The organism is Caldisericia bacterium (genome assembly GCA_030018355.1).
Lineage (GTDB): Bacteria > Caldisericota > Caldisericia > B22-G15 > B22-G15 > JAAYUH01.
The window spans coordinates 235,612-257,329 of sequence record JASEFN010000003.1 but is presented as its reverse complement, the minus strand read 5'-3'; the positions used below and the strand labels follow the sequence as shown (position 1 = coordinate 257,329).

21 protein-coding genes are annotated in these 21,718 nt (G+C 27.8%); 8 read left to right on the top strand and 13 right to left on the bottom strand.

Annotated elements, in window-relative coordinates; genetic code table 11:
- The 6 genes from QMD25_04620 to rapZ are packed head-to-tail and all read right to left on the bottom strand — an operon-like array spanning position 1 to position 6,600.
- Positions 1–1,185 (bottom strand): phosphoglycerate kinase, encoded by a 1,185-nt coding sequence (locus QMD25_04620; GenBank protein MDI6861281.1) that lies wholly within the window; start codon positions 1,183–1,185, stop codon positions 1–3.
- A gap of 1 nt (position 1,186) precedes the next feature.
- Entirely contained in the window at positions 1,187–2,194 is a 1,008-nt protein-coding gene (gene gap / locus QMD25_04615; protein MDI6861280.1) for a type I glyceraldehyde-3-phosphate dehydrogenase, read from the bottom strand.
- Between the two features lie 54 nt (positions 2,195–2,248).
- Positions 2,249–3,532, bottom strand: coding sequence for an RNA polymerase factor sigma-54 (gene rpoN, locus QMD25_04610; GenBank protein MDI6861279.1), 1,284 nt, complete (start codon positions 3,530–3,532; stop codon positions 2,249–2,251).
- Positions 3,522–4,436 (bottom strand): DNA-binding protein WhiA, encoded by a 915-nt coding sequence (gene whiA / locus QMD25_04605; GenBank protein ID MDI6861278.1) that lies wholly within the window; start codon positions 4,434–4,436, stop codon positions 3,522–3,524. Before whiA ends, rpoN begins: the two co-directional genes overlap by 11 nt.
- A complete protein-coding gene (locus tag QMD25_04600; GenBank protein ID MDI6861277.1) occupies positions 4,424–5,737 on the bottom strand; it encodes a YvcK family protein in 1,314 nt (437 codons plus the stop codon). Before QMD25_04600 ends, whiA begins: the two co-directional genes overlap by 13 nt.
- Entirely contained in the window at positions 5,734–6,600 is an 867-nt protein-coding gene (rapZ, locus tag QMD25_04595) for an RNase adapter RapZ (GenBank protein ID MDI6861276.1), read from the bottom strand. Before rapZ ends, QMD25_04600 begins: the two co-directional genes overlap by 4 nt.
- A 75-nt stretch (positions 6,601–6,675) precedes the next feature.
- Between rapZ and QMD25_04590 the strand changes: the two genes are divergently transcribed.
- Genes QMD25_04590 through QMD25_04575 form a run of 4 tightly spaced genes read left to right on the top strand, consistent with a single transcriptional unit; the run spans position 6,676 to position 9,899 of the window.
- Entirely contained in the window at positions 6,676–7,077 is a 402-nt protein-coding gene (locus QMD25_04590) for a hypothetical protein (GenBank protein MDI6861275.1), read from the top strand.
- Between the two features lie 19 nt (positions 7,078–7,096).
- On the top strand, positions 7,097–7,363 hold the full coding sequence (locus QMD25_04585) for a TIGR04076 family protein (protein MDI6861274.1): 267 nt from the start codon (positions 7,097–7,099) through the stop codon (positions 7,361–7,363).
- Positions 7,353–9,044 (top strand): formate--tetrahydrofolate ligase, encoded by a 1,692-nt coding sequence (locus tag QMD25_04580; GenBank protein MDI6861273.1) that lies wholly within the window; start codon positions 7,353–7,355, stop codon positions 9,042–9,044. Before QMD25_04585 ends, QMD25_04580 begins: the two co-directional genes overlap by 11 nt.
- Complete coding sequence (locus QMD25_04575; GenBank protein ID MDI6861272.1) at positions 9,045–9,899, top strand: bifunctional 5,10-methylenetetrahydrofolate dehydrogenase/5,10-methenyltetrahydrofolate cyclohydrolase; 855 nt, start codon at positions 9,045–9,047, stop codon at positions 9,897–9,899. It abuts the gene before it with no gap.
- Here the strand turns inward: QMD25_04575 and nth are convergent.
- The 5 genes from nth to QMD25_04550 form a co-directional block, all read right to left on the bottom strand.
- Positions 9,892–10,536, bottom strand: coding sequence for an endonuclease III (gene nth, locus QMD25_04570; protein MDI6861271.1), 645 nt, complete (start codon positions 10,534–10,536; stop codon positions 9,892–9,894). The two genes, QMD25_04575 and nth, sit on opposite strands and share 8 nt — an antisense overlap.
- Positions 10,533–11,468 carry an ABC transporter permease gene (locus QMD25_04565; protein ID MDI6861270.1) on the bottom strand — a complete coding sequence of 312 codons (936 nt, stop codon included), beginning with the start codon at positions 11,466–11,468 and terminating at the stop codon, positions 10,533–10,535. Before QMD25_04565 ends, nth begins: the two co-directional genes overlap by 4 nt.
- Entirely contained in the window at positions 11,465–12,529 is a 1,065-nt protein-coding gene (locus tag QMD25_04560) for an ABC transporter permease (GenBank protein MDI6861269.1), read from the bottom strand. Before QMD25_04560 ends, QMD25_04565 begins: the two co-directional genes overlap by 4 nt.
- The gene (locus tag QMD25_04555; GenBank protein ID MDI6861268.1) at positions 12,516–14,045 is read right to left on the bottom strand and encodes an ABC transporter ATP-binding protein; all 1,530 of its coding nucleotides are present in this window, start codon (positions 14,043–14,045) and stop codon (positions 12,516–12,518) included. Before QMD25_04555 ends, QMD25_04560 begins: the two co-directional genes overlap by 14 nt.
- An 80-nt stretch (positions 14,046–14,125) precedes the next feature.
- The gene (locus QMD25_04550; GenBank protein ID MDI6861267.1) at positions 14,126–15,133 is read right to left on the bottom strand and encodes a BMP family protein; all 1,008 of its coding nucleotides are present in this window, start codon (positions 15,131–15,133) and stop codon (positions 14,126–14,128) included.
- A gap of 136 nt (positions 15,134–15,269) precedes the next feature.
- On the opposite strand from QMD25_04550, the gene QMD25_04545 reads away from it, so the two are divergent.
- The 4 genes from QMD25_04545 to QMD25_04530 are packed head-to-tail and all read left to right on the top strand — an operon-like array spanning position 15,270 to position 20,026.
- Positions 15,270–16,283 (top strand): TAXI family TRAP transporter solute-binding subunit, encoded by a 1,014-nt coding sequence (locus QMD25_04545; protein MDI6861266.1) that lies wholly within the window; start codon positions 15,270–15,272, stop codon positions 16,281–16,283.
- Between the two features lie 28 nt (positions 16,284–16,311).
- On the top strand, positions 16,312–16,800 hold the full coding sequence (locus QMD25_04540; GenBank protein ID MDI6861265.1) for a DUF1850 domain-containing protein: 489 nt from the start codon (positions 16,312–16,314) through the stop codon (positions 16,798–16,800).
- Positions 16,800–19,049, top strand: coding sequence for a TRAP transporter permease (locus QMD25_04535; protein MDI6861264.1), 2,250 nt, complete (start codon positions 16,800–16,802; stop codon positions 19,047–19,049). Before QMD25_04540 ends, QMD25_04535 begins: the two co-directional genes overlap by 1 nt.
- Positions 19,046–20,026 carry a hypothetical protein gene (locus tag QMD25_04530; protein MDI6861263.1) on the top strand — a complete coding sequence of 327 codons (981 nt, stop codon included), beginning with the start codon at positions 19,046–19,048 and terminating at the stop codon, positions 20,024–20,026. The genes QMD25_04535 and QMD25_04530 overlap by 4 nt, the downstream gene beginning before the upstream one ends.
- Here QMD25_04530 and QMD25_04525 read toward each other — a convergent pair.
- Together QMD25_04525 and glyA are read right to left on the bottom strand one after the other, a co-directional pair.
- On the bottom strand, positions 20,023–20,397 hold the full coding sequence (locus tag QMD25_04525) for a roadblock/LC7 domain-containing protein (protein ID MDI6861262.1): 375 nt from the start codon (positions 20,395–20,397) through the stop codon (positions 20,023–20,025). The genes QMD25_04530 and QMD25_04525 overlap by 4 nt on opposite strands.
- Before the next feature lie 36 nt (positions 20,398–20,433).
- Positions 20,434–21,702, bottom strand: a complete 1,269-nt coding sequence (gene glyA, locus QMD25_04520; protein ID MDI6861261.1) for a serine hydroxymethyltransferase — start codon at positions 21,700–21,702, stop codon at positions 20,434–20,436.
- Between the last annotated feature and the right edge of the window lie 16 nt (positions 21,703–21,718).

Genomic DNA, 21,718 nt, shown 5'->3' with positions numbered 1-21,718 from the left:
TTACTCCTCCATTAAAACTTTTATTCCTGGCAATATTTTTCCCTCTAAAAATTCAAGAAGAGCACCACCTCCAGTTGAAACATGAGTCATTTTATCCAATAAACCAAATTTATTTAACGCTGAAATAGTATCACCACCACCAACAACTTTGATTCCTTCTGTTTCGCTGACAGCTTTTGCAATCTCTTTTGTTCCAGTAGAATATAATTCCATTTCATAAACTCCAAGAGGACCACTCCAAAAAATAGTCTTTGCATTTTTTATCTCTTCTTTAAAAATTTCAATAGTTTTAGGACCAATATCTACTCCATACCAATCATATGGAATTTTTTCAATTGGAACAATCATATGATCTCTTCCCTCTTTTAATTCTTCAGTTGCATGAATGTCTACAGGAAGTAAAAATTTTACATTTTTCTTAGAAGCAAGTTCAATTATATCTTTTGCAACATTTTCCATATCTCTTTCATAAATAGAAGATCCAATATTATATCCTTCTGCTTTAAGAAATGTAAATGCTGAACCACCACCAATTAAAATCGAATTAACTTTATTAACAAGATTTTTTAATACACCAATTTTATCAGATACTTTTGCACCACCAATAATAATTACATAAGGTCTTTCTGGATTTTCAATAAGTTTTGATAAAGTATTTACCTCTTTTTCCATTAAAAATCCAGCATATGAAGGTAACATACTTGGTAAAAGAAAAACCGATGTATTTTCTCTATGCGAAACAGCAAAAGCATCACTTACATATATATCTCCAAATTCTGCTAATAATTCTGCAAAAGATTCAACATTTTTCTCTTCTTCGGGATAGAATCTTAAATTTTCAAACATAACAATATCACCTTCTTTAAGAGATAAAACTTGAGTTTTAGCATCATTACTGAAAATATCATCAATTAATTTAACATCTAAATTCAGCAATTCACTTAATTTATCTCTAACAGGTTTTAAAGATAGTTCTTTTTTTCTCTCACCTTTTGGTCTTCCTAAATGTGTAAGAATTATTATTATTGCGCCATTATTTCTCATGTACTCAATTGTGGGAAGTGTCTCTTTAATTCTTGTATCATCTCTTACTTTTAAATCATCTGTTAATGGAACATTATAATCAACTCTATAAAGAACTCTTTTTCCTTTTAAATCTATATCTTTTAGTGTTCTTAATTTCATCTTAAACCCCCTTATCAAAAATAAATTTTGTAAGATCAGCAACCCTTACTGCATATCCCCATTCATTGTCATACCATGAAAATACTTTAACAAGATTTCCATCAATTACATCTGTTAATGATGCATCAATTATTCCTGAATATTCACTTCCTTTAAAATCAGAAGAGACAACTGGATCTTCTGTGTATCCAAGAATTCCAAATAGATAAGTTTCAGATGCTTCTTTTAATACTTTATTTACCTCTTCAGGTGTTGTTTGTTTTTTAACAACACATGTAAAATCTGTTATTGAAACAGTAGGTGTAGGAACTCTTAAAGCAATTCCATTTAATCTTCCTTTAAGTTCTGGTATAACAGTTGCCACTGCTTTTGCTGCACCAGTTGTAGTTGGTATAATATTTGTTGCAGCACTTCTTGCCCTTCTTGGATCCTTTTTATGAGGAGCATCAAGGAGCATTTGGTCATTTGTATATGAATGTACAGTTGTCATTAAACCTTTTTCAATAATGAAATTTTTATGTAAAACCTTAACAACTGGTGCAAGTGAATTTGTTGTACAAGATGCGTTTGAAATTATATTATGTTTTTTAGGATCATATAGTTCTTCATTAACTCCTAAAACAATAGTTATATCCTCATTTTTTGCAGGTGCTGTAATTATAACCTTTTTTGCACCTGCATTAAGATGAAATCTTGCTTTTTCACCATCTGTATAAACACCTGTTGATTCAATAACAATATCAATATTTAAATCTTTCCAAGGTAAATTTTCAATATTTTTCTCTTTAAAAAATAATATCTCTTTATTATCTAAAATCAATTTATTATCTTTAATTTGAAAATCAACATTATAAGTACCATAATTTGAGTCATACTTTAATAAATAAGCCAACATATCTAAATCAAAAAGATCATTTACAGCAACAATTTCAATCCCATTATATTTTTTCTTGAGCGCTTTTAAGACTTGTCTCCCAATTCTTCCAAAACCATTAATTGCTACTCTCATTTAATTCCTCCTTTCTTTTTATTAAATATATCAGATTATTTACTAATTTTAAAATCATTTTGTCTTTCTTTTATTTTTAGGTGGAATTTTTAACTCTTCTCTATATTTAGCAACAGTTCTCCTTTTTATAAAAATCCCTTTTTCATTTAAAATTTTTGCAATTTCAGAATCTGAAAGAGGTTTTTCTTTATTTTCTTTATCTATTAACTCTTTAATAATCATTTTTATTTTTGTTCCAAAAACCCCCTTCTTTAATTTCTCCTTACCTAAAAAGAATTTTAAAGGAAAAACTCCTTTTGGAGTCTCTATATACTTTTCATTTAAAATTCTTGAAACTGTTGATATAGAAATTTTTAATTCACGAGCAATTTCTTTTAGTGTTATACTCTCAAGATAACCATTATTCAAAAAGAAATCTTTTTGCCTCTCAATTAAAAAATTTGCAACCTTTAATATTTTCTCCTCTCTTTCTGAAATTAAATAAATCAAATCTTTAGCATCTTTAACTTTATTTTTAAAAAACTCTCTCTCCTCTTTTGTTAACTCAAATATTCTCGATTTCATGTTATTATAAAGATTAATGTTAAATTTAACTTTTGGAATTATAGAATTATTATACACAACTTTCAAAGAGCCATCCTCTTTTTCTAAGTAGAGTTCAGGTGAAATATACATAATTAAACTTTTCTCAAAAATTTTAGTTGGATAAATATAAACTTTAGAAAGTTTTTTAAAGTACTTTTCCTCTATCTCCTCATTTTTTAAATATTTATCAATAACTTTTTCCCATTCATCAATTTCATTCTTCTTAATAAGTTTGTTTCTTAACAATTGAATTAAAATGCTCTCCTTTTCGTTAAATGCGAGAACCCCTGGAGGATGAAGTTCATTTTTTAAAATATTCAAAACTTTTAAAATTTTTTCTTTTTTAATATTCAAATCTTTTTCTATTTCATTTAGATTAATTTTTAAAAGTCCTCTCTCATCTATATTCCAAATAAGATATTTTGCAATCTTATTTTCAACTTCATCAAAATCAAATAAAATTAACTGTTCTTCAAGATAGTCTTTAAATTTCTTTTCTTCTTTTATAAAACTTTCTAAAAACCCACCTGAATTACCATCCTCTATATCCTCAAAATCAATATCTTCTGGTAATTCATCAAAATCCATATTTTCAATTTCTAAAAAAGGGTTTTCTTCATATTTATTAACCAAAATTTCTCTTAATTCAATTGCAGGATAATAAAGAATATTCATCAACTGAATTAAGTTCTGTTTTAAATATAAATTTTGTGATAATTTTATTAAATTCCTTAACTCTCCTTTACTTTTCATTCTTTAATTTTCCTGCAATTTCAATAATTCTCCTTAATCTATGATTAACACAAGATTTTGATACTCCAAGTTTTAATGCAAGTTCTCTTAAACTTAACTCAGGATACTTTAATCTCAAATCTACAATCTCTTTAAGTGCAGGAGTTAATTTTTTATAATAACCTTTTTCTTTTATATAAATTATAGCATCTCTTGCTTTCACATAAGCATCAACTGTTTTCTTTAAATTTTTTAATTCAAAATTTAAGTTTTTTGTTAATTCATTTTTCATATCTTTCATAATTAAATTTTCAAAAAGAGAAAAATATGAGTAGGATGCACCAATAAATAATAAAAACTCCTTAATATCATCTTTGTTTTGTAAATATAAAATATTATAACCATCTTTCTCTCTTTCTTTAAAATTAAAATGAAATATTTTTGTTATTTCATAAAACTCATAATATGAAGATTCTTTATTAAATCTTATTTCAAGATAATAACCCTTTTTAGGATTTCTTATTACACCTGAACCTAAAAAAGCACCTCTCAAGAAACTCTTTACAGCATTTTCACCCTTTGGTTTAAAATGAACTTTAAGATCATTTTCATCAATAATTTCAGATTTTATTAAATCATCTAATTTAATTTCATAAGAAATCTCAATAAAATTTTTTCCTCTCTTTTTGACTAGTTTTATATCTTTTTTTGTTTTAAAAATTTTATTAGAATCAGTAATAACCCTTCTTGATATTTCTGGTGAAGATAGAAGAAAAACAATTTTAGTATAATCTTTGCTTAAAATTACTTTCCCACAAGTAATTAAAAAACCTTGAATTTCAGCAATAACTTCATTATAATCATTTATTTTTGTTCTTAATAAGTCTCTTTTAACAGTAATTGAGTAGAGATCTAAATTTTCCATTTCAATAACTTTTTAAGAGTTTCATATATTTTTTTAGGATTGTGTCTTAAATATCCACTTTCAACATATACATAGTCATCTTTTATTATTTTTAAATTTAATTTTCTTAATTTATCTTCATCTATAACAACAGGATAAGAGTTATACTCTTTATATTTATTAAGATAATAATCGCTTATTTTTCCAGTGTTTACTATTATGTAATCAAATAATTTTTGATTTGTATATTCATAAATCTTTTCAACATGCATTGATGCAGTAAAATTATCAGTTTCACCATTTTCTGTCATTAAATTTAAAATATAGATTTTCTTTGCTTTTGAATTTTTAATCGCTTCAACAATATGTGAAAAAAGTAAAGGAGGAATGATTGATGTAAATAAACTACCTGGACCAATCACTATTAAATCAGCATTTTGAATTTCTTCAATTGCTTCATATGTTGGTTTTGCATAAAAAGGTTCAAATGATATCTTTTTTATTTTTCCTTTTTTATTTCTAATATTTGTTTCACCATAAAGAACATCTCCATCTTCAAACTCTCCTTTTAAAGTAAGAAAACTTTCAGATACTGGTATGACTTTACCATAAATATTTAACGCTTCTTCAAGTTTTTTTATTCCATAAAGTAAACTATCTTTTAATTTAATTGAACCTGCAATTAATAAATTACCCATCGAGTGGCCCTGAAGTGATTCGCCTTCTTTAAATCTATATTGGAAAAGTTCTTTTAGAAATTCTTCACTTTCTGAGAGAGATACAATACAGTTTCTAATATCTCCAGGTGGTGGTATACCCAATTCTTCTCTCAATCTACCTGAACTTCCTCCATCATCTGTTACTGTCACAATTGCAATAGGATAAAATGGATACTCTTTAAGACCTCTTAATATTGTTGACATTCCAGTTCCACCACCAATTGTTACAACTCTCTTTAACTTCTCTTTAAATCTATATTTATGAACAATATTTACAACTTCACTTCTTTTTTCTTTAAGTAATGCAGTAAAAAGAGAGTTAAGTAATCTTTGAAAACCAAAAATTATACAAAATATACCAACAAAGAAATAAAGAAGAGCAATTAATTTAACAAGCCAATTTGGAAATGTAAAGTTTCCTTTCATAAAAACAATTATGAAATTAATAATTAGCCTTTTTATTGCACCAAGAGTTGTAAAATCTATTATTACCATCAAACCAAGAGCAAGAAGAACAAGTCCAAGGATCATTAGTAGGATCCATCTTTTTATATTCATTCCTGGATAAAACCACTTTAAAAAACTTTTAATTTTCTCTTTCATTCTTTCCTTATGTCCCTATGAAAAATTGTTGATTTATAACCATAATTTTCTAATATTTTTTTAACTTCTTCTCCAATAACAACAGATCTATGTTTTCCACCTGTGCATCCAAATGATATAATAAGTGAGACTTTTCCTTCTTTAATATATTCTGGTATTAAAAATAGAATTAAATCTTTAAATCTTGATATAAATCCTTTTGTTGTTTCATGTGATAAAACAAAATTTTTAACCTCATCATCAAGACCAGTTGTATTCCTTAATTTATCTAAATAAAATGGATTTGGTAAAAATCTTACATCGAAAATTAAATCAGAATCTATTGGAATACCATATTTATAACCAAAAGTTATTATTGTTATCGAAAATATTGACTCTTTTGTCTCTAAAAGAGTTTCTGTTAATTTTCTCTTTAAATCTGAAAGTGACATTTCTGTTGTATCAATTATTACATCGCTTAAATCTCTTATAATACTTAATTTCTCTTTTTCAGTTTTAATTGAAGATAAAAGTCCTTCTTCTGAATATAAAGGATGTTTTCTTCTTGTCTCTTTATATCTTTTTATAAGTGTCTCTTGGTCTGCTTCAAGAAAAATTATAAATGGATTAATTCCATCCCTTTTTAATTTTTCAATAATTATAGGAAATTTTTTTTCAAATTCACTTTCTCTTAAATCAAGAGTAATTGAAACCCTTTTTATTTGAGAGCCTCCTTTTTTAAAAATTTCAACAAATTTTTCAATTAAATTTAATGGCAAATTATCTATACAAAAATAACCAATATCTTCTAAAAATTCAGATGCTTTAGTTTTTCCTGCACCAGAAACACCTGTAATTATAACAAAATCTTTTGTTTTGTTCATCAAATAAATTTTATCATTAAAAATTTTATAATTATATATTATAATGTTATAGAATTGAAGAAAAGAGGTGAAATTATGAAAAAAAGAATTATTTTAACTTTTATCTTGTTTACTTTAATCTCATTGATTTTTATTTCTTGTACAAGTACAAAAACACCAGAGGGAACTTTAATTAGATATTTTAAACTTATAATGAGAGAAAATTATGAAGAAGCATATAAACTTTTATCTGGTGATATGTTAAAAGAAAAGGGGACTCTTGAAGATTTTAAAAATTCATTCGAATTGATGAAAAAAAATAATAGAAAAATTACAAGAGTTAGAGTTGAAGATGTTGTAATGTCAACAGATAAAAAAAGAGCAAGAGTTCATTTTGTTTTAACAATAAATGAGAATGGAAAAGATGTTGAGTACAGAGGCGCTTATATTTTAATTCTTTATGATGATGGATGGAAAATTGAGGGTTCTATATTTTAAATAAAAGGAGCAGCATTTTATGAGGAAAGTTATTATAAAGGTTAAAAGTAAAAAAGGATTTTGCGCAGCCAATCATAATGTTAATGATAGTTGGGAAATAAAAGATGATATTCATGTACCATTTGGTATATGTATGCATGCTTTTTATGTTCTTTATCCCTGGATTCAGGTTTTAAGAATGGATGGCAAAATTCCTTGGTCTATTAATAATGAAATTGATGTTCCGTGTATTGATAGTGAAAATCTTGTTATATTCTCTTTGAAAGGAGAAGAGTATGAAGAGTGATATAGAAATAAATAGAGAATGTAAACCAAAAAAAATTGAAGAAATTGCAGAAAGTATTGGATTAGAACAAGACGATTTAATAAAATATGGAGATTATATTGCAAAAATAAAACTTTCTGTTTTAGAAAAAATAAAAGATAAAAAAGATGGAAAATATATTTTAATAACTGGAATAAATCCAACACCACTTGGAGAAGGAAAAACAACTACAACAATTGGATTGGGACAAGCATTCAAAAAACTTGGAAAAGCAGGAATTATTACAATAAGACAACCATCATTAGGTCCAGTTTTTGGAATAAAAGGTGGAGCACATGGTGGAGGATATTCTCAAGTTTATCCAATGGTTGAATTTAATACACATTTTACAGGAGATAATTATGCTGTTTATACTGCCCACAATTTGCTTGTCTCCTTTTTATACAACTCTATTTATCATAAAAACCCATTACATATAGATTTAAATTCAATCAATATAAAAAGAGTAATAGATATCTCTGATAGAAGTTTAAGAAAAATTATAGGTGGTGTAAATGAAAATTTTGTTCTTCATGAAAGTGGTTTTGAAATAACATCTGCATCAGAGATTATGGCAATTCTTGCTCTCTCAAAAAACCTTAAAGATTTAAGAGAGAGATTAGGAAAAATCATAGTGGGCTTTACCTTTGATAAAAAACCAGTTTTTGCAGAAGATTTAAAAGTTGCTGGAAGTTTAGCACTTTTAACAAAAGATGCATTAATGCCAAATTTAATTCAAACAATTGAGAATTCACCTGTTTTTGTTCATACAGGACCATTTGGAAATATTGCTCATGGAAATTCGTCTATAATTGCAGATTTAATTGGTATAAAACTTTCTGATTATTTAATAACAGAAGCAGGTTTTGGAACTGATCTTGGTGCAGAAAAATTTTTTAACATAAAATGTAGATATTCAAATTTAAAACCACATTTGGCTGTATTAGTAGTTAGTATAAGGGCTATAAAAATGCATGGAGAAAATATAAAAGTAGCACCTGGAAAACCTCTTCCAAAAGAGTTAATTGAGAAAAATATTGATGCAGTGTTAAAGGGAGCAGAAAATCTTAAAAAACATATTGAAAATTTAAAATTACATGGAGTTAAAGTTATAGTTAATCTTAATTTATTTGATAATGATGATTTAGAGGAAATTGAATTGTTAAGAAAAATATCTATTGAAAATGGAGCAGATGATTTTGTTATCTCTGAAGTATATCAGAAAGGAGGAGATGGTGGAATCTCACTTGCTAAATCAATTATTAAATTAACTGAAGACAATTCTATTAATTTTAACTTTTTATACGATCTAAATTTATCAATTGAAGAAAAAATAAAAATAATTTCAACAAAAATTTATGGAGCAAAAGATGTTTCATTTTCTTCTGAAGCAAAGAAAAAAATTGAACTTTTTGAAAATTTAGGATTCTCTTCTTTACCAATATGTATGGCAAAAACTCATCTCTCTCTTTCTTCAGACCCAACTTTAAAGGGAAGACCAAGAGACTTTGTGATTCCTATAATAGATTTAAAAATATCAAATGGAGCAGGATTTGTTGTAGCATATACTCAAGAAATAAGCACAATGCCCTCTCTTCCATCAGATCCAATTGGGAGATATATTGATATTGATGAAAATGGAAATGTATTTGGTTTAAAATAGATGGGCGAAATTATAAATATTGATGAATTAAAGATAAGATTAGAAAATGAAATAAAATTAGAATTAAAAAGGTTAGATACAAAAAATAAATTTATCTCTTTTTTGATTTTTACAAAAAGACATGATGCAATATTATTTTTAAAAGGATTAAATGAACTATTTGATTCCTTCTCTTTAAATTATAAAAATTTTAATTTTTATGATATGGATGAGAAAGAGATAATAAATGAAATAGAAAAATTAAATAATGACAAAAATGCAATGGGAATTTTACCAATTAGACCATTAAGAGAAGATTTAAATGAATTTAATGTTTTTTCTTCAATAGATCCAAATAAAGATATAGATTGTTTAACATATATTAATCTTGGAAAACTTTTCTCATTTAAACCTAAATTTATTCCATCGGTTGTTCTTGCATCTTTTGAAATTTTAAAGGATTTTGTTTTAAAAAAATTTAATGATTTAAATTATCTTACAGGAAAGTTAGCAGTAATTGTTGGAAGAAGCATAGGTGTTGGAAGACCACTTTACATTATCTCTCTTATGAATAATCTTGTTCCTTTAAACTTACACTCTAAAGTTAAAAATTTAAAAGATTTTTTAATTCTTGGAGATATTATTTTTGCTTGTGCAGGAGTTCCAGAATTAATAAAAAAAGATATGATAAAAGAAAATTCAATTATTATTGACATAGGAATAAACAAAAGGGCTGATGGAAAAATTGTTGGAGATGTAGATTTAAATTCTGTTTTAGAAAAGTGCCTTGGAATTACACCAGTACCTCATGGAGTTTCAAAAATCACAAATCTAATTTTAATAAAAAATTACTTGATGAGTTTTAAATTTATCTAAATTTTTTCACATTTACTTTTTGACAATACATTTCAATTGGACAAATGGAACATTTTGGGGATATTGGAGTGCAAATATTTTTTCCAAATTTAACCAGATAATCATTTAATTCTATCCAATATTTTTTTGGAACAATCTCTCTTAGTTTAAACTCTGTTTCTTCTGGTTTTTTTGTTTTTACTATTCCAATTCTATTAGCAATTCTATGAACATGAGTATCAACTGCAATTCCTGGTTTTTTATAACCTTTTGTAATAACAATATTTGCAGTTTTTCTTCCAACTTGAGGAAGTTTTAAAAGTTCATCAATACTATCTGGAACCAATCCACCATATTTCTCAATTAAGACTTTCGAAAGTTCTTTTAATCTTTTAGCTTTAACTCTATAAAATCCTGATGGATAAATTAATTTTTCTAATTCTTCTAATTCAAATTTTTGTAGATCATAAGGATTTTTAATTATTCTAAAAAGATTATCTACAATTTTATCTGTTGTTTCATCTTTTGTTCTTTGGGAAATTATACAAGCAATAAGAACCTTAAATGGGTCTTCTCTTTGAGAAACTTTATCCATTAATGTTTTATTATTTGATTTATAAAACTCTCTTAACTTTTCAATTATTTTTTCTATATTCACTCTCTTTTATATGGCTTAAGAAGAGATGATGGTGCTAAAGCATTTCTTGCAACCAGAACAAGAACAATTATTGTTAAAACATATGGCATCATTAAGAAAAATTGATAAGGTATATTAAATCCTATTGCTTGAAGTCTTAACTGGAATGCATCAATTCCTCCAAACAAAAGTGCACCTAAAAGCACTCTCTTTGGATCCCAATTTGCAAAAATTGTAAGAGCAATTGAAACCCAACCTCTTCCACCAACTATTCCATATAAAAACATATTGAAATATGCTAAAGTAAAAAAAGAACCAGAAAGCCCCATAAGAGCACCACCAATTATTAAAGCAATGTATCTTGTTTTATAAACATTGATTCCTAAAGCGTCTGCTGCTTCAGGATTTTCACCTACCGCTCTTAAAGACAAACCAAAATTTGTTTTATATAAAAGAAAAGAAAAAAGAGGAACAAGAATTAAAGCAATATAAGTTAAAATATATTGATCAAATAAAATAGGACCTAAAATTGGAATGTTTGAAAGAATTGGTATTGTTAGGGTTTTAAAAGTTTCAATTGTTGGGGGAATTGTTGGAGCACCAATTATTTGTCTATATGTAAACAATGAGAGACCAGTAGCAAAAAGAGTAATTCCAAGACCACTAACATGTTGAGAAACACCTAATGAAACAGAAAAAAATGCCATAAGAATACCAAAAAGAATCCCAACAATTATTGCTGTAACTACACCTAACCATAGATTATTTGTAAAATAGACAGTTAAGTAAGCAATAAGAGATGAATAAAGCATAATGCCTTCAATTCCAAGATTTAAAACACCACTTCTTTCGCATATAACTTCTCCTAAAGTTGCAAGTATTAGGGGGGTTGCCATTCTTATTGTTGCTGAAAGAAGACCTATTAAAAAACCAATTGTTAATATGTCTTTCATTTTGCCCTCCTTATTTCATATTCATAGAAAATTAACATAGCGAGCAAAACTAAAAGTGTAATTCCTTGTATAACATCAGCCATAAACATAGTAACTCCTGTAGCCCTACTCATATATTGTGCACCTGTTATAATTATTGCAAAAAAGAAAGCAGATAAAAGAACCCCAAAAGGATGTAATCCACCAAGCATTGCAACAACAATTCCTGTATAACCATAACCAGGAGAAATATTTTCTGTAAGACGATAATGTAAACCTGCTACTTCTCCTACTCCTGCAAGACCAGCAATTCCACCACTAATAATTGATGTAATTAAAATTGTTTTTTTAATATCAATACCTAAAAAATTACTTGCCTTTGGATTTGCCCCAGTTGCTCTTATACTAAATCCAAGTTTTGTATATTTAATTAATATATAAACTACAAAAACAACTAAAATTGAAATTATTAATCCAAAATGGACTCGAGATCTCTCTATTAGTTTAGGAAATATAGCATTATCAGAAATTCTTATCGATTGTGGCCACATTGTTTCAGGATCTCTCCATGGTCCTTCAAGAATAGCAGTAACAAAATAAATCATTATGTAATTCAATAAAAGTGTTGTAACCACATCATCTGCCTTTAAATATGTTTTTAAAAAACCTGGCAAAAGTGCCCAAAGTCCTCCTGCAAGAAAACCAACTAATAATAAAAGAGGTATATATAAAAATTTAGGAAGATTAAGATAACTTATTCCAATATATGTTGCTGCAAGAGCACCTGCATAAAATTGACCCTCTGCACCAATATTCCAAAATTTTCCAGTGAAAGCAAGAGCAACTGCTATACCTGTTAAAATTAATGGAATTGCTTTTACAATTGTTTCTAATAAACCAAGCCTTGTACCAAGTGCACCATAAAATATACTATAAATTGCAATAATTGGATTTCTTCCTGCTAATAAAATAATTATAGAAGAAAAAATAAAAGAAACTCCAATTGCAATAAATGGTAAAACAATTCTAAATATTGGCGAAATTTTTTCTCGTTTAACCAATCTAAATTTAGGCAAAGGCATGTAAATCCTCCTTTTTTGTACCAGTCATCATCAAACCAATCTCTTCTCTTGTAAGTTCTCCTCTTTTAATCTCTCCCATAATTTCACCATTATAAATTACTAAAATTCTATCTGAAAGATTTAATATCTCATCTAAATCCTCAGAGATTAAAAGAATGCCAGCACCTTTTTCTCTTAATTCAATAAGTTTTTTGTGAATAAATTCTGTTGCTCCAACATCAAGTCCTCTTGTTGGTTGAGATGCAAGAACAAAATCTGGATTCATTGAAAGAATTCTTGCAAGAATGCACTTTTGTAAATTCCCTCCAGAAAGTTTTTTTGTTGTTACCAATTGGTTTGGTGTTTTAATATCATAAGTTTTAATCAAATTGTCGCAATAATTAAAAATTTCTTTATAATTTAAAAATGTTCCTTTTGATAATGGGCTTTTGTCAAAATATTCAATTATTAAATTTTCAAAAACAGGTAAATCTAAAACAAGACCCATTTCCATTCTATCCTCAGGAATTCTTCCCATTCCTCTATTAATTCTCTCTTTTGGTGTAAGGTAAGTTATATCTACACCTTTATAAATAACTCTCCCTTCTAAAGGAAACCTTACTCCACTTATAATTTCTTCTAATTCTTTTTGTCCATTACCAGAAACACCTGCAAGTCCAACTATTTCTCCTCTTTTAACATTAAAGTTTAAATTTTTTAAAGCAATGTGACCTCTATCACTTATTGCTTTTAAATTTTCGATTTTTAATATAATTTCCTCTTGTTTTGTTGGTATTAGGTCAAATATGTCAAAAACTTCTTTTCCAACCATAAGCGATGCAAGTTCCTTCTTATTTGTATTTTTTGGATCTCTTTCTCCAGAAACTTTTCCATTTCTTAAAATGACGATTCTATCACTTATTTCAAGAACCTCATCTAACTTATGAGAGATAAATATTATTGTTTTTCCTTCTTCTTTTAAAATTTTTAAGGTTTTAAATAGTTCTCTAACCTCTTGAGGTGTAAGTACTGCTGTTGGTTCATCAAGAATTAAAATATCTATGTTTCTAAATAAAATTTTTAAAATTTCTACCTTTTGTTTTTCTCCAACAGATAATTCATTTATTTTTGCATCTGGATCAACATATAATTCATATCTTTTCATTATTTCTAAAACTTTATCTTTTGCCTTTTTAATATCCAAAACAAATTTATTATCTTCTAATCCTAAAATAATGTTTTCTGTCACTGTAAATGGATTAACAAGAGTGAAATGTTGATGAACCATACCAATTCCTTGCTTTATTGCATCTTTTGGTGAATTTATTTCAACTTTTTTTCCTTTTATATATATTTCTCCTGAATCTTTTCTATATAAACCATATAAAATTTTCATTAAAGTTGTTTTACCTGCACCATTTTCACCAAGTAGAGAAACAATTTCTCCTCTTTTTGCATAAAATGTTATTCCATCATTTGCATTAACACCTGGAAATCTTTTCTTAATATCTTTCATTAAAACAATATATTCTTCCATATCATCACACCTTGTATAAATATAGATTTATTTAAAAAATGGGGGCGCAAAAGCCCCCATATGTTTTAAAAAATTAAAAATTAATCAGATTTTGGAACTCCTTCATTAACATCTACTCTAAATACACCTGAAAGTATCTCTTGTTTTCTCTTTTCAACTAAATCTTTTATTTCTTGTGGAAGTTTTGTTTCCCAATTATGATATGGTGCAAGTTTTGCTCCACCTTTTGCCATCATAGAAAAATCTTTAAGATCAATTGCTTCAAAAGTGCCCTTTTTAACTTGTTCAACAACATATTCAACTGTTGGATACATATCCCAAACTGGACCTGTAATTACTAAATCTGGTGCAAGTTCCCATTGGTCTAACAAACTACCAAAACATGGAATATTTCTCTCTTTACATGCATCTATTACACCATATCTTTCTGCATACATTACATCTGCCCCTGCCTCAATTTGTGCAATTGCAGCCTCTTTTGCTTTTGGTGGATCAAACCAACTTCCTATAAATGTTACTTTTACTTTTGCATTTGGGTTTGCCTCTTTTACACCTTGAATAAATGCATTAACAATTCTATTCACTTCTGGAACTGGATAACCTCCTACAACACCAACAACATTTGTTTTTGTTAACTTGCCAGCAATTAATCCACATAAATATGCTGGCTCATGAATCCAGTTGTCAAAAACTGCAAAATTTGGATTCATTGGTCCACCACCTGAACCAAAAGCAAAAGCAATGTTTGGATAATCCTTTGCAACTCTTCTTGCAGGTTCTTCATTTCCAAAAGCATCTCCCATTATAATATCTGGTTTCTTTGTGTCTGCAATTTCTCTTAAAACTCTCTCAAAGTCAGTATAACCTACACTCTCTACCCATTCATACTCAATTCCAAGTGTTTCTTTTGCCTTAAGCAATGCTTGGTGAATAACATTTGGCCATGGTTCCTCAAGAGGAGTAGCATAAACTCCAACAACTTTAATCTTTTTTTCTTCCACTGGTTTTTCTTCCTTCTTTGCACATGCAGTGAAAATTAGAAGTGCGATTAAAATTAAAACCCCTAAAAAAATAAATTTTTTACTCACTTTACACCTCCTTAAATTAGCGGGATTTTCAAATTTATTCTATTAGTAAGTTTTATATTTGTCAAGTTATATTAAATTATTGACAAATATTATACAATTTAATAAAATGAAAAAAATTTTAAAAAGGAGGTTTAATATGTATTTTAAAAAATTTATTCTCATTTTAGTTTTAATTATTATTTTAATTTCTTTTAGTATTGTATCTTGTAAAAAACCAGAAGAAAAACCAGTTGGCCCAACAAAAGTCTTTATTGGAATTGCAACTGGTGGAACTGGTGGGACCTATTTCCCTGTTGGAGGAGCAATTGCTTCAATTATTTCAAATTTTGCAGATTATGAAACACCACAAGGTAAAGTGGATATTGTTGCAACAGCACAAACATCTGGAGCCTCAGTTGCTAATGTAAATATGATCACAAATAAGGAAATTGAAACTGGTTTTGCTCAAAATAATGTTGTTTATTGGGCATATACAGGAACAGAAGCCTTTAAAGATAAACCACCAATGAAAAATTTAAGAGTAATTATGTCACTTTATCCAGAGACAATTCAAATTGTAGCACTTAAAAAATCTGGAATTAAAACTGTATTTGATTTGAAAGGTAAAAAAGTCGCAGTTGGCGATAAAGGAAGTGGAACTGAAATAGATGCGAGAACAATTCTTTCATTACATGGAATAACATATGATGACATTGAAGAACAATTTATGTCATTTGCTGAAGCAGCAGATGCTTTAAAAGATGAGAGAATTGATGCATTATTCACAACCGCAGGAATACCAACAGCAAGTATAGTTGAACTTTCAACTACTAAAGAGATAACAATTGTAGAAATTACTGATGATAAAATAAATGAACTTATTCAAAAAGTTCCATATTACTCAAAATTTGTTATTCCAAAAGAAACATATAAAGGAATGGAAAAAGATGTTCAAACAGTAACATGTCTTGCTCAATGGGTTTGTGATGAAACTCTTGATCCAGAAGTTGTTTATCATATTGTAAAAGCAGTTTTTGAACATAAAGCAGACCTTGAGAAAGTACATGCTAAAGGAAAAGATATAACACCTGAAAATGCAGTAAAAGGAGTAGCAATTCCATTTCATCCTGGAGCAGAAAAATATTTCAAAGAATTAGGATTAATAAAGTAAATAGATTTTTATTTAAGGGGTGGTTGATATGCCACCCCTTTTAAGTATGTTAAAGAAATTATTTTTAACTTTAATTTTGATATTAATTTTTATTTTAAACTCTTCATACCTATTTTCTGAAAATTTATATATTTTAAACTTTATTGATTATAAGTCAAATAAAAATCTTTTCTCTTTTTTAATTAAAGAAAATGATACATTTTGTATAACTTATATCCATTCTGTTGCATTAACTAAAGTTTATGAGTTTTATAAAATAAAAAATGGAAAAATTTTATTATATGAATTTCATTTTTATGATCAATGTGCAGGTCTTCCAACAGAAGCACAAGAGAACGAAACCTTAATTCTTGAAAATGGTGTATTTAAATTAAAAAATATGAAAAGAGAATTTGAAAAAATAATTTATGGTATTTATGAAAAAGGCTCTTTTACTTTAGTATATAAAAATAAAACATTTAATTTATCTAATCTTTTTGGGAACAGATTTTTAAAAATCGAAATTAGGAGGCTTTGATGAGCGAGTTAAGAGAAGAAGAAATATTAAAAGGTAAAGAGATTCTTGAAAAGTATGAAGTAAGTGGAAAAAGAAGAAAGTTAAAAGGCTTTGAACTTTATTTAGTTAAAATAGTTGCAATTGCTTTTTCAATATTTCAATTTTATACAATCGGGTTTAAATTTTTCCCTCCTCAGATCCAAAGACCTCTTCATGTTGGATTTGCATTTTTGCTTATCTATTTATTAATACCACCAACATCAAAAGAGAAAAAAGATAAAATTCCTTTATATGATTGGGTAATTTCCATACTAGTTGTTATTGTTTTTCTCTATCCAATAATTTTTTATGAACAACTCATATATAGAGCAGGAGTTCCTACTCAAATTGATATTGTAATAGGTTTAATTGCTATAATTTTAATTCTTGAAGGAACAAGAAGGGTTGTTGGTTTACCTTTAATGATTATTGCTTTGCTTTTTGTTTTATATGCTATATTTGGGAAATCAATTCCTGGAATTTTTGCTCATAGAGGATTTACAATTACAAGAGTTGTTGATCATTTATTTTACACTCTTGATGGTATTTTTGGAATACCTATTTCTGTTTCAACAAAATTTGTTTATGCTTTTATACTTTTTGGTGCGCTTGCTGAGAGAACAGGAGTTTCAGAACTTATTGTTAATATTGCACGTGCAATTGCAGGAAAAGCACCAGGAGGTCCTGCAAAAATCTCTGTAATAACAAGTGCTGCATTAGGAACAGTTAGTGGAAGTTCAGTTGCAAATGTTGTAACAGATGGCGTATTTAATATTCCACTTATGAAAAAAACTGGATATAAAGATTACTTTGCAGGTGCAGTAGAAGCAGCAGCATCAACTGGTGGGCAAATTATGCCTCCTGTTATGGGAGCAGCAGCATTTATTATGGCTGAATTTATTGGGGTTCCTTATGTAAGAATAATTTTTGCAGCAATTGTTCCGGCAATTTTATATTTTATGGGTGTATACTTCTCTCTCCATTTTGAAGCAAAAAGATTAGGTTTAAGAGGCTTAAGAAAGGAGGAGATACCAAATTTAATTTATGAATTAACATATAAAGGATATATATTAACACCATTTATAGTTTTAGTTTACAAACTTATGGCAGGTTTCACAGTTATGGAGGCCGCATTTGTTTCAATCATTTCTGTAATTCTTACAAGTCTACTCTCAGAAATTGCAAAAACTGTAACACAAGATTTTGACGAAAGGAATAAAGTTTTATTTCTATATATATCAATTTATATTCCTTTAATATTCTTTTTTATATTTTTCTTTTTAAGTTCAATTAATATTATTTATTTAGCATTCTTAACTGCGCTTTTATCTATAGTTTTTTGTTATTTAATATTTATTTTAAAATCTGTAGTTAAATATGAAAATAAAAATAAAATTTTTATAGATAGAATTATAAAAGTTTTTAAAAATACTCTTCTTTTAACACTTGAGGGTTTTGAGGAAGGAGCATATACCTCTCTATCAGTTGTTGCAGCATGTGCTTCTGCAGGATTTATTGCAGGAATGTCAACTTTAACAGGTCTTGCCTTAAGATTTGCAACTGCTGTAGTATCATTAGCAACAAGTGTAAAAGATTTCTTTAACTCAATTTTTGCTAAGTTTTTGCCATTTATAAAAATTGATACTCCAATGCCATTTACTCTTATTTTTACTGTTATAGCATGTTTAATTTTAGGAATGGGAATTCCAACTACAGGAAATTATATTATAATGGCAATTATTACAGCACCAGCACTTTTTCCATTTCTAACCAAATACGACCCAACAACAAGAATGTTAATTGCACACATGTTTGTTTTTTATTATGGAATTCTTGCTGATGTAACACCGCCAGTTGCACTTGCTGCTTATGCAGGTGCAGGAATTGCAGGTTCAAATCCATTTAAAACAGGTTTCACAGCATTCAAATTAGCACTTGCAGGTTTTTTGGTCCCTTTTGTTTTTGTTTACAATCCAATTTTACTTGGAGTAAATTTTGTATGGAGTGAAGCAATTATTGCATATATAACTGCCATTATTGGAGTTATCTTTCTTGGTGCATCATCAATTGGATATTTTGTAACCAAATTAAATTTTTTAGAAAGAGTTTTGTTATTTTTATCATCTATTTTATTAATTGTTCCTGGTTTAAAAACAGATTTAATTGGTATCGGTATTGGCGCATTAGTGTATGTGATTCAAAAAGTTAGACAAAAAGGAGGTAAAAAATGATTAAATTTATATCCTATGGTCTTGGAACAATTGGTCTTGAAATTTTAAAAGTTCTTTTAAATAATAAAAATTTTAAATTGGTTGGCGCTGTGGATATTAAAGATGAACTATTAAATAAAGATATTGGGGAATTAATAGGCTATGGAAAATTAAATTTGTATATTAAAAAAGATATAAAAGAATTTGAAAAATGTGATATTGTCATTCACTCAACTGGCTCAAGAATCTCTGATACTTTTGAACAATTTAAATTTTTATTATCTAATGGATATAATATTATTTCTACTTGCGAAGAACTTTTTTATCCATATTATTTTCATAAAAAAGAAGCAGAGGAGTTAAATAAAATTGCTAAAGAAAATGGTGTAAGAATTCTTGGGACAGGAATAAACCCTGGCTTTATTCTTGATACTCTTGTCGTTTTTATAACTACTCTTTCAACACAAATAGAAAAAATTTCTGCTGAAAGAGTCCTTGATGCAAGTAAAAGAAGAAAACAACTTCAAATAAAAATAGGTTCAGGTTTGACAGTTGAGGAGTTTAATAAATTAAAAAATGAAAATAAAATAGGACATGTTGGACTTCTTGAATCTCTTTTCTTTATTTTTGACACTTTAAACTTAGAAATATTAGAATTTAATGAAATCCTTGAACCATTAATTGCAGAAGAAGACATAAAAACAGAATATTTGGAAGTAAAAAAGGGATTAGTAAGAGGACAATATCAAAAGGTTCAAGGAATTTCTAAAGATGGGAAAGTAATAGAATTGATTTTAATTATGGCTTTAAATGAAAAAGAGAGTTTTGATAGAGTAAAGATATTTGGAAAGCCAAATGTAGAACTGATTATAAAAAATGGAATACAAGGAGATCTTGGAACTGCTGCAGTTGTAAGTAATTACATACCAATTTTATTAAGTAAGGAACCTGGTTTATATACTACTAAAGATTTAAATTTACCTCACATTTTATTTTAATAACCTTGAATTAATTGATTTAAATCTTTTACTAAACTCTTTAATTCGAGTCTTATTAAACCAAGTTTTGCTTCATTATTTAATGTTGCAACAAGAGCCATTCCTTGTTCAAGATTATAAATTGCAATATAACCATTTTTCCCTTTTGCTAAAATCTCTTCAAATTCCCCTTTATTAAAATCTTCAATTGCTCTCTCTCCTAACATAATTAAAGAGGCAGAAAGTGCTGCTAATTTTTCTTCGTCCTCAGTTTCAAGTGTTGATGAAATTGGTAAACCATCCTTGCTTACAACAATTAATGTTTCAATTGTTTTGTCTCTTTCTTTTAAATTTACTAATTTTTCTTTAATTAAATTGAAGTCTTGAATCATTACACCCTCCTAAAATGTTTTTTTAATTTTATCAAATTAAAGATATTTTTTAAACTCCTCTCTTAATTCCTTATATAGAGGAAATCTTTCACAAAGTTCTTTAACTTCTTTTCTAACCTCATTTAAAACATTATCATCATTTGGATTTTTAAGAACTTTTGCTATTAATTTTCCAATAATTTCCATTTCTTCTTCTCCCATTCCTCTTGTTGTTAATGCAGGAGTTCCAAGTCTTATTCCACTTGCAATAAATGGTTTTTCAGGATCAAATGGAATTGTATTTTTGTTAACTGTTATATTCACACTTCCTAAAATTCTTTCAGCATCTTTTCCTGTAATTTTAAAAGGTCTTAAATCAACTAACATAAGATGTGTATCTGTGCCATCTGAAACAAGACGAGCGCCTTCATTTTTTAATGTTTCTGCTAATTTTTTTGCATTTTTAACAATTCTCTCTTGATACTTTTTAAAATCTTCACTCATTGCTTCTTTAAAACAAACTGCTTTTGCTGCAATTACATGCATTAATGGGCCACCTTGAATTCCTGGAAAAACATTTTTATCTAAATCTTTTTTATAGATCTCTTTTGTTAATATAAATGCACCTCTTGGTCCTCTTAAAGTTTTGTGTGTTGTTGAAGTTACAAAATCTGCATATTGAACAGGAGATGGGTGAAATCCAGTTGCAACTAATCCTGCAATATGAGCAATATCTGCCATAAGATAAGCATTTACTTCATTCGCAATTTCTCTAAATTTCTCAAAATCAATTTTTCTTGGATAAGCAGAATAGCCTGTAACAATAAGTTTAGGTCTTTCTTTTAAAGCAAGATCTCTTACCATATCGAAATCAATTGTTTCATCATCTTTTTTTACTCCATAATAAATAACCCTGTAGTATCTTCCAGAAAAAGAAACAGGGCTTCCATGAGAAAGGTGTCCGCCATGAGAAAGTTCCATTGATAAAATAGTATCTCCTGGATTTAGAACAGTAAAATAAACTGCCATATTTGCCTGAGTCCCAGAATGTGGTTGAACATTTGCATGTTCTGCATTAAAAAGCATCTTTGCTCTATTTATAGCCAATTCTTCTGCTATATCAACGAATTCACAACCACCATAATATCTCTTTCCTGGATAACCTTCTGCATATTTATTAGTTAGTGGAGAACCAAGTGCTGCAAGAACTCCATAACTTACAAAATTTTCTGATGCTATAAGTTCAAGATTTGAATGTTCTCTTTCTATTTCTTTGTAAATTGCATCAAAAATTTCAGGATCCACTTTCTTTAAAAATTCAACCATTTTATCCTCCATAAAA